Genomic DNA, 14192 nt, shown 5'->3' with positions numbered 1-14192 from the left:
CCCGTCGCGGGCTTTTTTTCCTGCTTTATCGCGCGTTAAGCGCCGTCTGGCGCAGGCGGTAGGTTTCACTCACGCGAATAGCCAGCGCCACCAGGCCTGCGACCGTCGCTAACGCCACCACGCCTTCCCAGCCCGCCAGTGAATACACCTGCGTGCCCAGCACGGAGCCCACGGACATGCCGATAAACACGCCGGTAAACAGCAGCGCATTCAGGCGACCGCGCGCCTGAGGTTCCAGGCTATAGACCAGATTCTGGTGCGCCACCAGGCTTGATTGCAGACCCAGGTCAAAGCCGATGGCGGAGATGGCAATCAGCGCCAGCTGGGCCATCGGCGGCAGGGCAGGCAGCAGGAACATCAGGGCAAACGAAATGCTGACCAGCAGAGCACCCAACTGGGTAACCTTTTCCGCGCCTACTTTATCGGCTAAACCACCTGCCAGCGGGGCGGCCAGCGCGCCCGCCGCCCCGGCGATACCAAAACCCCCGGCGACCGCGCTACCCATGTGGTAACGTTCGGCCAGCATCACCGCCAGCGTTGACCAGAAAGCACTAAAGGCGATGGACAGAAAGCCCTGCGCCATCGCGGCGCGGCGCAGCGTGGGATAACGACGCCACAGGTGCGCCATCGACATCATCAGCGCCGGGTAGCGCAGCTCGGAGTGGGCGGTAAAGTGCGGCAGCACGCGCCACAGCAGCGCGCCAATCAGCGCAATACTGACGGCGGCGGCCTGATACATCGCGCGCCAGCCGAACAGCTCACCCACCACGCCGCTGACGGTACGCGACAGCAGGATCCCTAGCAGCAGGCCGGTCATGACCGTGCCGACCATCTTCCCTTGCTTACCCGCCGGGGCGAGGATGGCCGCCGCCGGAACGATGTCTTGCGCCATGGTGGCCGCCATACCGATGAGCAGGCTGACCGCCAGCAGCGAGTGAAACTGCTGGGTCAGGCTGTAAACAAGCAGCAGCGCTGCCAGCGACAGGCTTTTAAGCAAAATGAGCGTGCGGCGATCGTAGCGGTCGCCGAGCGGCAGCAGGAACAAAATGCCCAGCGCGTAGCCGGCCTGGGTCAGCGTCGGGATAAGCCCCATCCCTTCAACGCTCAGCTTCAACGTTTCCCCCATCAGCGGCAGCAGCGGCTGAGCATAGTAGATGGCGGCGACGCTAAAGCCTGCGCCAAGCGCTAGGACAAAAATCATCAGGCGGGATGCCTGAGTGTGGATATGTTCGGTTTTCATGGTGTCATCCTCAACGGTGTATGCCGCGTATTCTCTGCTTCTTCAGGGTGGTGCGGTAGCCGCAGCGGTGGTAAAACAGTTATACGTTTCGCGTATAGGCAATAGGGTAATGAAAAGAAATGAGCGTATAGATCGCGTCGAGCTGATGCGCACCTTCATTCGCATCGTCGAGTCCGGCTCGCTGTCGGCGGCGGCGCGACAGCTGGAAACCACGCAGGCGACCATCAGCCGTCGCCTGCAATCGCTGGAAGCGCTGCTGGGGGCGAAGCTGCTGCTGCGTTCGACCCATGCGATGAAGCTGACTGACGACGGCGAACGCGCTTACCAGCACGCGCGGCAGGTGGTCGACGCATGGCTGGCGCTGGAGGACGCGCTGCAGCTTACCGAGGAACAGCCGGTGGGGACGCTACGCGTACGTGCCCCGCATGCGTTCGGCCAGCAGCAACTGCTGATGCCGCTGGTGGGATTCCTGGCGCGCTACCCGCAGCTTTCCGTGGAGTGGATGTTGCACGACAGGGCGGTGGATTTTATTAGCGATAATATTGACTGTGCGATTCGGGTTGGCGCTGAGGTCGATCCGGCAACGGTTTCTGTACTGCTGGCGGAAGTGCCGCGCTGTACCGTAGCCTCACCCCAGCTGTTGGCCCACTATCCGACGATAGCCGCGCCCTCCCAGCTATCTGCGCTGCCGTGGATTGCCATCAGTACGTTCTATCAGCATGAGGTTGTGCTGCACCATGTGGAACGCGGGCTGAGTGAGAATATTGCGATCGCCGCCCGTTTGAGCACCGACAGCCTGTATGTGGCAAAGAACGCGGCGCTGGCGGGGCTTGGGGCGGCGGTCGTATCAAGCTGGACGGTGGAAGAGGAGCTGGCGAACGGTACGCTGGTGGAACTGCTGCCGGAATGGCAGGCAGCGCCGCTGCCGGTCCATCTGGTCTATCCGTGGGCGCGCTATTATCCGGCGCGTCTGCGCACGTTTCTGAACCTGATGCGCGAAGTGATGCCGCAGATTGCGGGGATGCGGCTGCCGGAGCAGGACTAGAAGGCCCCAGGCCTGGCGCTAGCAGCCACTCGACGGATAAAAAAATCGGCCGCGGAGGGCCGATTTTTTATTTCACGCGCGCGGTTTATTCAACCGACTGCGGGCGAGTAGGGCCTGCGGTAGCGGTGTGCGTTGCACTGTGGCCGCCAGCGGAACCTTTGCCGTCGAAGTCGAAGGACGGACGAACCCAGTCGCTATGACGCGGCGCTTCCGGCACGTAGTCCGGCGCAGGTGCGCGGGTCATCGGTGCAGAGGCGCGGTTAGCGGCCACCGGTTTTGCAACCGAAGCTGGCTCGACAATCGCCGGGCTGGCGGCGGCAGGTTCAGCGACGACCGGTGTTTCGACGACAGGCGCTTCAACAACCGGCGCTTCAACAAACGGCGCTTCAACAACCGGCGCTTCAACAACGGGAGCCTCAACTACCGGGGCAGCAACAACAACCGGTTCAGCTTCAACCGCAGGGGCAACGACCGGCTCAGCCTGAACAGCCGGTGCCGCTTCGACGACCGGTGCGTCTGCTTCGGCTTTTGCCTCTTCGACGACTGCCGGCGCGGCGGCTTCTTCCACCTGTGCTACGACGGCGTCTTCGACGACCGTGGCGACAGGGGCTTCGCTTTCCGCTGCCTGTTCCTGCATAATGACAGCCGGTTCAGTCACGACGGTTTCAGCGTGTTCCGTTACGGTTTCTACCGCGACGGCTTCAGCAACGACAGCCTGCTCGGTGGCTTGCGTCTCAATCGGCTGCACGACTTCTTCTTGCTCAACCGGTGCTTCGAGATCGGCCTGATTTTGCACCTGTGCAATCGGGTAGCTGATCCACACTTTACCGGAAGCCAGCTCAGGTGACGCACAGGCGACAGTCAGCGGCATCGGTGATTGGGTCGGGTAACGCTCGTCACGGTAACGACGACGACGCTGGCCGCTCACGCGCAGGTGGCGCGGGGAACGACGAGAACGACGCGGCATACCGTTGTTATCGCGGCCTTCGGCGCTTTCGTCCTGCTCGCCCTGAACCGGCGCCTCGACAACGGCTGGCAGGTCAACTTTGGCCAGCGCGGTACGCGGCGCTTCCTGCTGCGGTTCATCGTCGACGATCAGCTCGCGGGCTGCGGTCTGCTCAGGCGTTTCGATACGCACTTTCTGCGCCAGCTGACGCGGCTTACGACGCGGCATGGTCTGTACGCGTTCTTCCTGCGCGGCGTCTGACTCGACAACCGATTCTTCACGCACCTGCTGCGGTTTCGCTTCCTGCGGCTGCTGACGTTTTTCGTCATTGCGGCGGCGGTTACGTTCGCGGCGGGACTGCTGCTGTTCGTCGCGTGACTTCGCTTTCTCGGCGTCATCTACGGCGTTCTGCTGGCGATTTTCGCGGGCTTCGGTCTGCTGCGGCTTCTCGCGGCGGTTGCGGCGATTGTCTTCGCGACCTTCACGGGTTTCGCGCGGCTCGCGAGCTTCGGCGTTTTCGTTACGTTCGCTGCGATCGTTACGATCATTACGGTCGTTACGACGGTCGCTGCGTTCGTTGCGATCGCGACGGTTGTTCTGACGCGGCTTGCGGCGCTCCTGCTGACGCTCAGGTTTCGCATCCTGCTTCTCCGGTACGGCTTCAACCGGCTTCTCCGGGCTACCGGCAAACAGGCTCTTCAGCGCGGCAAAGAAGCGAGAGAGCAGGCCCGGTGCGGCAGCAACAGCGACTTTTGGCTGTACGGCGGCCGGTGCAGCTTTCTCGGCAGTCGCCTCAGGCGGAACTTCCGGCATGACGAAGGTTGCCAGCGCCGGCTGCTCAGGCAGCTTACGTTCAGCAAACTCTTCTTCAACCGGCAGCGCCATGGCTTCTTCATGCAGCTTCGGCAGCAGGTAGCTTAGGGTGGTCGTCTCTTCGCCTTTACGCACGCGCAGTACGGAGTAGTGCGGCGTTTCCATCTGGTCGTTCGGAACGATGATGCAGCGAACGCCGCCCAGGCGGGATTCAATGGCGCTGACTGCCGCACGTTTTTCGTTCAACAGATAGGATGCAATCGGCACCGGGACGATGGCGTGAACTTCTTTGGTGTTCTCTTTCAGCGCTTCTTCTTCAATCAGACGCAGAATGGAGAGCGACAGCGATTCGTTATCACGCACGGTGCCGGTGCCGGAGCAGCGCGGGCAGACGTGATGGCTGGACTCGCCGAGCGACGGGCTCAGACGCTGACGGGACATTTCCAGCAGGCCGAAGCGAGAAATGTGGCTGATCTGGATACGTGCACGGTCCTGACGCACCGCTTCGCGCAGACGGTTTTCGACCGCGCGCTGGTGGCGTACCGGGGTCATATCGATAAAGTCGATGACGATCAGGCCGCCGAGGTCACGCAGACGCAGCTGGCGAGCGATTTCATCGGCCGCTTCAAGGTTGGTGTTGAAGGCGGTTTCTTCGATATCGCCGCCGCGGGTTGCCCGCGCGGAGTTGATGTCGATAGCGGTCAGCGCTTCGGTGCTATCGATAACGATAGACCCACCTGACGGCAGACGGACTTCACGCTGGAAGGCGGATTCAATCTGCGATTCAATCTGATAATGGCTGAACAGCGGGATTTCGCCGGTGTACAGCTTAATTTTGCTGCTGAAATCCGGACGGCCCAGCGCAGAAATGTGCTGACGCGCCATTTCCATCACTTTCGGGTTGTCGATCAGGATTTCGCCAATGTCCTGGCGCAGGTAGTCGCGGAAGGCGCGAACGATGACGTTACTTTCCTGGTGAATCAGGAATGGCGCAGGGCGGCTTTCAGCGGCTTTCTGGATGGCTTCCCAGTGCTTCAGGCGGAAGCTTAAGTCCCACTGCAGCGCTTCGGCGGATTTGCCAACGCCTGCGGTACGAACGATTAAGCCCATGCCGTCAGGCAGTTCGAGGCTGGACAGCGCTTCTTTCAGTTCGGTACGATCGTCACCTTCAATGCGACGGGAGATACCGCCCGCGCGCGGGTTGTTCGGCATCAGTACCAGATAGCTGCCCGCCAGGCTGATAAAGGTCGTCAGCGCAGCGCCTTTGTTGCCGCGTTCTTCTTTATCGATCTGGACGATAACTTCCTGGCCTTCACGCAGCACATCTTTGATGTTTGGACGACCGTGTGAGCTGTAGTTGGCTGGGAAGTATTCGCGAGCGATTTCTTTGAGAGGGAGGAAACCGTGACGTTCGGCGCCGTAATCAACAAATGCGGCTTCGAGGCTCGGTTCAATACGGGTAATTTTGCCTTTGTAGATGTTCGCTTTTTTCTGTTCGTGCCCTGGGCTTTCAATATCCAGATCGTACAGACGCTGCCCATCAACAAGGGCGACACGCAACTCTTCCTGCTGAGTTGCGTTGATTAACATTCTTTTCATCGTAACTTACTCATTATTCTTACATTGACGACTAAGCTGCGAGCAGAGTGTTGCCTTTCCGGGGTAAACCGATGGCCTCGTGACTATTCACGTCGCCAACCTCACGGTTGTCGCTCGCTTAAGAGGCGCAGAGTGTCGGTAGCCTGTGTTTCAAAAGGAAACACAGCGCAATTATTTGGGGAACAGCCTGGGATAACTCTCCAGAGAAGATTCCATTTATACTCGTCATCTTTCAGAAGGTAGAGGGTGCACGGATGTTTCCCGTTGCGTTTTCTTTCTGCCATCTAAAATTCGTACAGTATATGTACCGGTAAGGACTGCAACTCGCAGCCCGCTAACTGTCTGAGGGATCAATACGTCTTACGCCATTGCTGCGTGGATGATCGAACAGACAAAACTGGTCATTCCGTCATACACTTCATCGTTCAAGCTGCTTCGGCGTTGGCTGCGTTCGTTCGCTTCAGTGACGTACTCAAGTACGCTCCTGCGGGCTCACTCCCTTGCCGCCTTGATGCCGCTAGAATGATTTTGTGCATTTATCCTTGTTATTCCAGGTTCAACACGGAAAACAGCTTCATTATTCCTTGGTAACCCGGTTATAGCAAGATGACTTTCACCTTTTATCACCCGGTTACTCACAGTTTCTTCACTCGCTCACTGAGATTGTTCTAATAACAAACAGCTCGCGGGGAAAAGCAACAGCAATAAACGGGTAATGATAAATATAAGCATAGAAAAATGAGTGGCGCTAATGTGCCGGGATATTTAAAATCGCGCACCATGAAAACTGAGACTCCGACCGTAAAAATGATTGCCATTAGCGCTGATGAAGCCGGGCAACGAATTGATAACTTTTTGCGCACCCAGTTAAAGGGCGTGCCAAAGAGCATGATTTATCGCATCCTGCGTAAGGGCGAGGTGCGGGTGAATAAAAAGCGCATCAAGCCAGAGTACAAGCTGGAAGCCGGCGATGAAGTGCGTATTCCGCCGGTGCGCGTCGCCGAGCGTGAAGAAGAAGCGGTCTCGCCGCATCTGCAAAAGGTGGCCGCGCTGAGCGATGTGATTCTGTATGAAGACGATCATATCCTGGTGCTCAATAAACCTTCCGGTACCGCAGTGCACGGCGGCAGCGGCTTAAGCTTTGGGGTGATTGAAGGGCTGCGCGCCCTGCGCCCGGAAGCCCGCTTCCTTGAGCTGGTTCACCGTCTCGACCGCGATACCTCCGGCGTGCTGCTGGTGGCGAAGAAGCGCTCGGCGCTGCGTTCGCTGCACGAGCAGCTACGCGAGAAGGGGATGCAGAAAGACTATCTGGCGCTGGTGCGCGGGCAGTGGCAGTCGCACGTGAAATCGGTGCAGGCGCCGCTGCTGAAAAATATTCTGCAAAGCGGCGAACGCATTGTGCGCGTGAGTCAGGAAGGCAAACCGTCGGAAACCCGCTTTAAGGTGGAAGAGCGCTATGCGGTCGCTACGCTGGTGCGCTGTAGCCCGGTGACCGGACGTACGCACCAGATTCGCGTACACACGCTGCATGCCGGCCATCCCATCGCTTTTGATGACCGCTATGGCGACCGCGAGTTTGATAAACAGCTGGCGGGCACCGGCCTGAATCGCCTGTTCCTGCACGCGGCGGCGCTGAAGTTTACCCACCCGGGTACCGGCGAAGTTATGCGCGTGGAAGCGCCGATGGACGACCAGCTTAAGCGTTGTCTTCAGGTACTGCGTAATCAAAGCAAGCAGCAGTAAGCCGTAAGGCCGTAGGCCGGATGGAGCTTCGCTTATCTGGCCTACTAGCCTCTCTTATTTTTCACTCACTTCAGCCATTTATCCAGCCAGGGGAAAACTTCCTCCTGCTGTTGCAGGTAAAAGACGTGACCTAAATCTTGCCAGGTTTTGGTGACGAGCCTATCGTCGGCGTTTTGCGAAGACCAGACGCGGTGTGCTTTAGCAAAGGCATCATTGACGGCGTTCGCCGGGAACAGTTTGTCCTGCCCGCCGCTGAAAATCAGCATCGGTTTCGGCGCGGCGAGGCTGGCGATATCAGGGATATCCATTCTGGCAGGCATCCCCGGATGCAGCATATAAAACGCCGACTGGCCGCGCAGCACGTTGTTGCCCGGCGTCATCAGGCCATCGTAGGTACCAAACCAGGAGATAACCGCCGTGGCGGCGACGTTTTCAGAGAGCGCAGCCAGCTGCCAGGCGCGGAAACCGCCCATTGAGAAGCCGAGCACGCCGATACGCTGAGGGTCGACGCCCTTAAGCGAAGCGACGAAGTCGACGGTACGCATATCTTCATAGGCGACTTCCCCGGCTAACGAACGGCCAAGATTGAAGTAGTTACTGGCCAGCGCCTGCTGCTGTTCGTAGACCATCGGGCCACGATCGCCCCAGCCGGGGCTGTCGATGGCGATCACCACATAGCCACGCTTGGCCAGTTCATCACCGATAAAGCGCCCGGTAAAGAACTTATCGGCCCACGCCTGGGCGCTGGCGAGCTGTTCCGGATTGCCCCAGGGGCGAATCAGCTTCTCTTTACCAATATCGAATTTTGAACCATGGTCGTGCAGCAGGACGATGGCCGGATGCGGGCCGGGCGATTTGGGCGTGAGCATGAGCGCGGAGATACGGTTGTCGTCGGTAATATTGAGCGCTAGCTTTTCCGCGGTATAGCTGCCGCGGTCTTCACTGGCGACTTTACGCGCATCGAAAGGTTTGGTTGCGTCCGGCGTCAGCAGGGATTGCCGGAATACCTGCCGGGCGTGCTGCTGCCAGCGTTTAAAATCAGTGAAATGCCCGGAAAGCCACGAATCAGGGTACTGCATGCTGGTTTTCATCTGCTGCCAGCTGGCAGGGAGATTGCCCTCCACCACGCCCTCTGTTTGCCAGTCATCAGCGGCGTGCGCCTGAACTGCGGTTAGCATTGCCAGCATAAATAATATGTTACGTTTGCCACGCATTATTACCCCTTAAATTAAAACGTTGTTTCAATATGGTAAGGGGATTTTAACGGTGAGGAAAAAATAAACTGTGATCGTGGAAGAAATAAGCACGTTTATAGCGCGCGTTTCCCGACGCCGGATCACAACGCCGGGAAGCGACTAATCTAACAGCGGGTTATGATTTTCGCGGCGCAGCATTTTGCACAGCGCAATCAGCGGTAGCCCCACCAGCGTATTGGGGTCACGGCCTTCAAGCCGTTCAAAAAGCGTAATACCTAACCCCTCGCTTTTAAAACTGCCGGCACAGTTGAGCGGGTTTTCTTTGCGAATATAGGCGGTGATTTCTTGTTCGCTTAAATGGCGGAAATGCACATCGAACGGTTCGCATTCGGTCTGTAATTGTCCGTTAGCGGAATTGTACAGCGCCAGCCCGGTATAAAATGTCACCACATTACCGCTGGCTTTTTGTAATTGCAGGCGGGCGTTATCCGGCGTGTGCGGTTTGCCGGTAATTTCACCATCCAGCATACAGACCTGATCGGAGCCAATAATCAGATGATTCGGGAAGCGTTCTGCCAGCGCCTGCGCCTTTAGCTGCGCCAGACGCAGCACCAGGCTGCGTGGCGTTTCGCCCGGCAGCGGCAGCTCGTCCACCTCCGGAGCTGCGCATTCGAAGGGCACGCCAAGCTTCTCTAGCAGCTGTTTGCGATAGGGGGAAGTGGAGGCAAGGATCAAATCAGGCATAATTTTTCAAATAGACGGTAGCGAATTAGATTCCGACATTTTAAACTATAGGCCGCAATGTGTGCGAATTATTGGCAAAAGGCAACCTGAGGCTGCCTTTTTCTTTGACTCTATGACGTTACAAAGTTAATATGCGCGCCCTATGCAAAAGGTAAAATTACCCCTGACTCTCGATCCGGTTCGTACGGCTCAAAAACGCCTTGATTACCAGGGTATTTATACCCCCGATCAGGCGGAGCGCGTCGCCGCGTCCGTAGTCAGTGTGGACAGTGATGTAGAATGCGAGATGTCCTTCGCTATCGATAACCAACGCCTCGCGGTCTTGACCGGTGATGCGAAGGTGACGGTATCGCTGGAATGTCAGCGTTGCGGGAAACCGTTTACTCATCATGTCTACACAAAGTATTGTTTCAGCCCGGTCAAAAATGACGATCAGGTTGAGGCACTCCCGGAAGCGTATGAGCCGATTGAGGTTAACGAATTCGGTGAAATCGACCTGCTGGCGTTGGTAGAAGATGAAATCATCCTCGCCTTGCCGGTAGTTCCGGTGCATGATTCTGAACACTGTGAAGTGTCCGAGGCGGACATGGTCTTTGGTGAATTGCCTGAAGAGGCACAGAAGCCAAATCCATTTGCCGTATTAGCCAGCTTAAAGCAAAAGTAATTGAGGAGTAAGGTCCATGGCCGTACAACAGAATAAACCAACCCGTTCCAAACGTGGCATGCGTCGTTCTCATGACGCTCTGACCGCAGTCACCAGCCTGTCTGTAGACAAAACTTCTGGTGAACAACACCTGCGTCACCACATCACTGCCGACGGTTTCTACCGTGGCCGTAAGGTCATCGCTAAGTAATCACGCGAAAGCGTGGTGAAGCTTAGTGAGGATTTCCCCGCGCAAGCGGGGATAAACCAAACCGAGCGGCGACGATACCTTGACACGTCTAACCCTGGCGTTAGATGTCATGGGGGGCGATTTTGGTCCTTCCGTGACAGTGCCTGCAGCTTTGCAGGCACTGAGTTCTAATCCGCAACTCTCACTTCTTTTAGTCGGCAATCCCGACGACATTACGCCATTACTTGCCAGAGCTGACTTTGAACAACGTTCACGTTTGCAGATTATTCCTGCCCAGTCGGTTATTGCCAGTGATGAGCGGCCATCGCATGCTATCCGCCACAGTCGCGGCAGCTCAATGCGATTGGCGCTGGAGATGGTGAAAGAAGGGCGGGCCGAAGCCTGCGTCAGCGCTGGAAATACCGGTGCGCTGATGGGGTTGGCAAAATTGCTGCTCAAGCCCATTAAAGGGATTGAGCGCCCGGCGCTGGTGACGGTACTGCCGCATCAGCAGAAGGGCAAAACGGTGGTGCTGGATCTCGGCGCTAACGTAGATTGCGACAGTACCATGCTGGTGCAGTTTGCCGTCATGGGGTCGGTGATGGCCGAGGAAGTGCTGGGAATTGCTAACCCGCGCGTTGCCTTGCTCAACATCGGCGAAGAAGAGATTAAGGGTCATGATAGTATTCGTGACGCCTCATTAATGTTAAAAACAATCTCTTCGCTCAATTATATCGGCTATCTTGAAGCCAATGAGCTGTTAACGGGCAAAACTGACGTTCTGGTTTGCGACGGCTTTACAGGAAACGTCACCTTAAAGACGATGGAAGGGGTGGTTCGCATGTTCCTTTCGCTGCTGAAATCGCAGAGCGAGGGGAAAAAACGGGCGTGGTGGCTGATTTTATTAAAGCGTTGGTTACAAAAAAGCCTGACAAGGCGATTCAGTCACCTCAACCCCGACCAGTATAATGGCGCCTGTCTGTTAGGATTGCGCGGCACGGTGATTAAGAGCCATGGTGCCGCCAACCAGCGAGCCTTTGCGATCGCCATTGAACAGGCAGTGCAGGCGGTGCAGCGACAAGTTCCTCAGCGAATTGCCGCTCGCCTGGAATCCGTATACCCCGCAGGGTTTGACGTGCTGGAAACGGGCAAGCAGTAAGGCCCGCTTCGCCGTGCGTTAAACAGAGCGGCTAAATTAGCGAAAAGTGACTGAGCGTACATGTATACGAAGATTATTGGTACCGGCAGCTATCTGCCTGAGCACGTGCGGACTAACGCCGATCTGGAAAAAATGGTTGATACGTCTGACGAGTGGATTGTCACCCGTACAGGTATCCGTGAGCGCCGTATTGCTGGCCCTGATGAAAACGTGTCTACGCTGGGTTACGAAGCGGCAAAACGCGCGCTGGAAATGGCGGGTATTGAGGCAAGCGAACTGGGCCTGATTGTGGTCGCGACCACTTCGGCGACCCACGCGTTCCCAAGCGCTGCCTGCCAGATTCAGGATATGCTGGGCGTGAAAGGCGCGCCGGCGTTTGACGTTGCCGCCGCGTGCGCAGGTTTTACCTATGCACTGAGCGTGGCCGATCTGTACGTGAAAACGGGCGCGGTGAAGTACGCGTTGGTTGTGGGTGCGGATACGTTGGCTCGTACCTGCGATCCTACCGATCGCGGCACGATCATTATCTTCGGTGACGGCGCGGGCGCCGTGGTGCTGGGCGCTTCCGAAGAGCCGGGCATCATCTCTACCCATCTGCACGCCGATGGGAGCTACGGTAAGCTGCTGACGCTGCCGAACGCCGATCGCGTTAACCCGGAAAACTCTATCCATCTGACGATGGCGGGTAACGAAGTCTTTAAAGTCGCGGTGACCGAACTGGCGCACATCGTTGATGAGACGCTGGCTGCGAACAACCTCGACCGTTCTGAACTGGACTGGCTGGTGCCGCACCAGGCGAACTTACGTATTATCAGCGCGACGGCGAAGAAGCTCGGCATGTCCATGGACAACGTCGTCGTCACCCTTGACCGTCACGGTAACACCTCGGCGGCTTCCGTACCGTGCGCCTTCGATGAAGCCGTACGCGATGGCCGCATTAAGCGCGGTCAGCTGGTGCTGCTGGAGGCCTTCGGCGGTGGTTTCACCTGGGGCTCTGCGCTGGTTCGTTTCTAAGTATAAGGATAAAAAACATGACGCAATTCGCTTTTGTGTTCCCGGGGCAGGGTTCACAGGCGGTAGGCATGCTGTCTGAACTGGCGGCTACCTATCCGGTTATCGAAGAAACTTTTCATGAAGCTTCTGCGGCGCTGGGTTATGACCTGTGGGCGCTGACCCAGCAGGGTCCGGCGGAAGAGCTGAACAAAACCTGGCAAACGCAGCCTGCGCTGCTGACGGCTTCCGTTGCGCTGTATCGCCTATGGCAGCAGCAGGGCGGTAAAGCACCGGCGGTGATGGCGGGCCACAGCCTGGGCGAATACTCTGCGCTGGTTTGCGCGGGCGTTATTGCCTTTGCTGACGCGGTACGTCTGGTTGAAATGCGCGGCAAGTTTATGCAGGAAGCCGTACCGGAAGGCACCGGCGGCATGTCCGCAATTATCGGTCTGGATGACGCCTCTATTGCCAAAGCGTGTGAAGAGTCTGCTGAAGGGCAGGTGGTTTCTCCGGTTAACTTCAACTCGCCGGGCCAGGTGGTTATCGCGGGCCATAAAGAGGCGGTTGAACGTGCGGGCGCAGCCTGTAAAGCCGCAGGCGCCAAGCGCGCGCTGCCGCTGCCGGTCAGCGTGCCGTCTCACTGCGCGCTGATGAAGCCTGCCGCAGAAAAACTGGCCGTAGAACTGCAGAAAATCACCTTTAATGCGCCGACGGTTCCGGTTGTGAACAACGTTGACGTGAAGTGCGAAACCGATGCCGACGCGATTCGCGACGCGCTGGTTCGCCAGCTGTACAGCCCGGTTCAGTGGACCAAAACCGTTGAGTTTATGGCGTCCCAGGGCGTAGAGCATCTGTATGAAGTTGGTCCGGGTAAAGTCCTCACCGGCCTGACCAAACGTATTGTAGATACCCTGACTGCGTCGGCCATTAACGAACCGACTGCCCTGTCAGCGGCACTTGCGCAATAAAGAGGAACGCATGAGCTTTGAAGGAAAAATTGCCCTGGTAACGGGTGCAAGCCGCGGTATTGGCCGCGCGATCGCTGAAACTCTCGTCGCTCGCGGCGCAAAAGTTATCGGCACTGCGACCAGCGAAAGCGGCGCGCAGGCGATTAGCGACTATCTGGGTGCGAACGGTAAAGGCCTGATGTTGAATGTGACCGACCCTGCATCTATTGAATCTGTTCTGGGAAATATCCGCGCAGAGTTTGGTGAAGTCGATATTCTGGTCAATAATGCCGGGATTACTCGTGATAACCTGTTAATGCGCATGAAAGATGACGAGTGGAACGATATCCTCGAAACCAACCTGTCATCTGTTTTCCGTCTGTCAAAAGCGGTAATGCGCGCTATGATGAAAAAGCGTCATGGGCGTATCATCACTATCGGTTCTGTGGTTGGTACCATGGGAAATGCGGGTCAGGCTAACTACGCTGCGGCGAAAGCCGGTCTGATCGGCTTCAGTAAATCACTGGCGCGTGAAGTTGCGTCACGCGGTATTACTGTGAACGTTGTTGCTCCGGGCTTTATTGAAACGGACATGACGCGTGCGCTGACCGATGAGCAGCGTGCGGGTACACTGGCGGCAGTTCCTGCGGGGCGCCTCGGCACTCCAAATGAAATCGCCAGTGCGGTTGCATTTTTGGCCTCCGACGAAGCAAGTTACATCACTGGTGAAACGTTGCACGTAAACGGCGGGATGTACATGGTCTGATCGTGTTTTGCACAAAGTGCTCAGACAACGGGCAATCTACGTATGTCTGAGTATGATTAGTGCAAAATCATTTGCGTTATGAGGGCAAACACCCGCAAAATAGCGTAAAATCGTGGTATGACCTGCCGGGATTTAGTTGCAAATTTTTCAACATTTTATACACTACGA

12 protein-coding genes are annotated in these 14192 nt (G+C 57.1%); 8 read left to right on the top strand and 4 right to left on the bottom strand.

Features of this window, described 5'->3' with window-relative positions:
* Window positions 1-25: 25 nt before the first annotated feature.
* On the bottom strand, window positions 26-1240 hold the full coding sequence (locus V6942_RS01110) for an MFS transporter (RefSeq protein WP_333500718.1): 1215 nt from the start codon (window positions 1238-1240) through the stop codon (window positions 26-28).
* Here V6942_RS01110 and V6942_RS01105 point away from each other — a divergent pair.
* Window positions 1239-2285, top strand: a complete 1047-nt coding sequence (locus tag V6942_RS01105; protein WP_420107826.1) for a LysR substrate-binding domain-containing protein — start codon at window positions 1239-1241, stop codon at window positions 2283-2285. The two genes, V6942_RS01110 and V6942_RS01105, sit on opposite strands and share 2 nt — an antisense overlap.
* An 85-nt stretch (window positions 2286-2370) precedes the next feature.
* Here V6942_RS01105 and rne read toward each other — a convergent pair whose 3' ends face one another.
* Entirely contained in the window at window positions 2371-5643 is a 3273-nt protein-coding gene (gene rne / locus V6942_RS01100; RefSeq protein WP_333500716.1) for a ribonuclease E, read from the bottom strand.
* Window positions 5644-6423: 780 nt separating this feature from the next.
* Between rne and rluC the strand changes: the two genes are divergently transcribed.
* The gene (rluC, locus tag V6942_RS01095) at window positions 6424-7386 is read left to right on the top strand and encodes a 23S rRNA pseudouridine(955/2504/2580) synthase RluC (protein WP_181357987.1); all 963 of its coding nucleotides are present in this window, start codon (window positions 6424-6426) and stop codon (window positions 7384-7386) included.
* Window positions 7387-7451: 65 nt separating this feature from the next.
* Here the strand turns inward: rluC and V6942_RS01090 are convergent, their stop codons facing one another.
* Both V6942_RS01090 and V6942_RS01085 read right to left on the bottom strand, forming a co-directional pair.
* Entirely contained in the window at window positions 7452-8573 is a 1122-nt protein-coding gene (locus tag V6942_RS01090; RefSeq protein ID WP_420107827.1) for a dienelactone hydrolase family protein, read from the bottom strand.
* A 168-nt stretch (window positions 8574-8741) separates the two neighbouring features.
* Window positions 8742-9326: a Maf family protein gene (locus V6942_RS01085; protein WP_106926329.1), complete on the bottom strand. Its 585-nt coding sequence runs from the start codon at window positions 9324-9326 to the stop codon at window positions 8742-8744.
* A 142-nt stretch (window positions 9327-9468) separates the two neighbouring features.
* On the opposite strand from V6942_RS01085, the gene yceD reads away from it, so the two are divergent.
* From yceD to fabG, 6 genes are all read left to right on the top strand, one after another.
* Window positions 9469-9990 (top strand): 23S rRNA accumulation protein YceD, encoded by a 522-nt coding sequence (gene yceD, locus V6942_RS01080; RefSeq protein WP_106926331.1) that lies wholly within the window; start codon window positions 9469-9471, stop codon window positions 9988-9990.
* Window positions 9991-10006: 16 nt separating this feature from the next.
* Window positions 10007-10180 (top strand): 50S ribosomal protein L32, encoded by a 174-nt coding sequence (gene rpmF, locus V6942_RS01075; RefSeq protein WP_003036242.1) that lies wholly within the window; start codon window positions 10007-10009, stop codon window positions 10178-10180.
* 79 nt (window positions 10181-10259) lie between these two features.
* The gene (plsX, locus tag V6942_RS01070; protein ID WP_106926333.1) at window positions 10260-11318 is read left to right on the top strand and encodes a phosphate acyltransferase PlsX; all 1059 of its coding nucleotides are present in this window, start codon (window positions 10260-10262) and stop codon (window positions 11316-11318) included.
* A gap of 60 nt (window positions 11319-11378) precedes the next feature.
* On the top strand, window positions 11379-12332 hold the full coding sequence (locus tag V6942_RS01065; protein ID WP_106926335.1) for a beta-ketoacyl-ACP synthase III: 954 nt from the start codon (window positions 11379-11381) through the stop codon (window positions 12330-12332).
* Window positions 12333-12349: 17 nt separating this feature from the next.
* Window positions 12350-13279 (top strand): ACP S-malonyltransferase, encoded by a 930-nt coding sequence (gene fabD, locus V6942_RS01060; protein ID WP_182929096.1) that lies wholly within the window; start codon window positions 12350-12352, stop codon window positions 13277-13279.
* A gap of 10 nt (window positions 13280-13289) precedes the next feature.
* On the top strand, window positions 13290-14024 hold the full coding sequence (fabG, locus tag V6942_RS01055; protein ID WP_182929095.1) for a 3-oxoacyl-ACP reductase FabG: 735 nt from the start codon (window positions 13290-13292) through the stop codon (window positions 14022-14024).
* Window positions 14025-14192: the final 168 nt, after the last annotated feature.

This window comes from Kluyvera genomosp. 2 (assembly GCF_036759865.1).
In the GTDB taxonomy this organism is placed as follows: domain Bacteria; phylum Pseudomonadota; class Gammaproteobacteria; order Enterobacterales; family Enterobacteriaceae; genus Kluyvera; species Kluyvera ascorbata_B.
The sequence above is the reverse complement of the archived record's forward strand: the minus strand, read 5'-3'. Positions and strand labels throughout refer to the sequence as shown.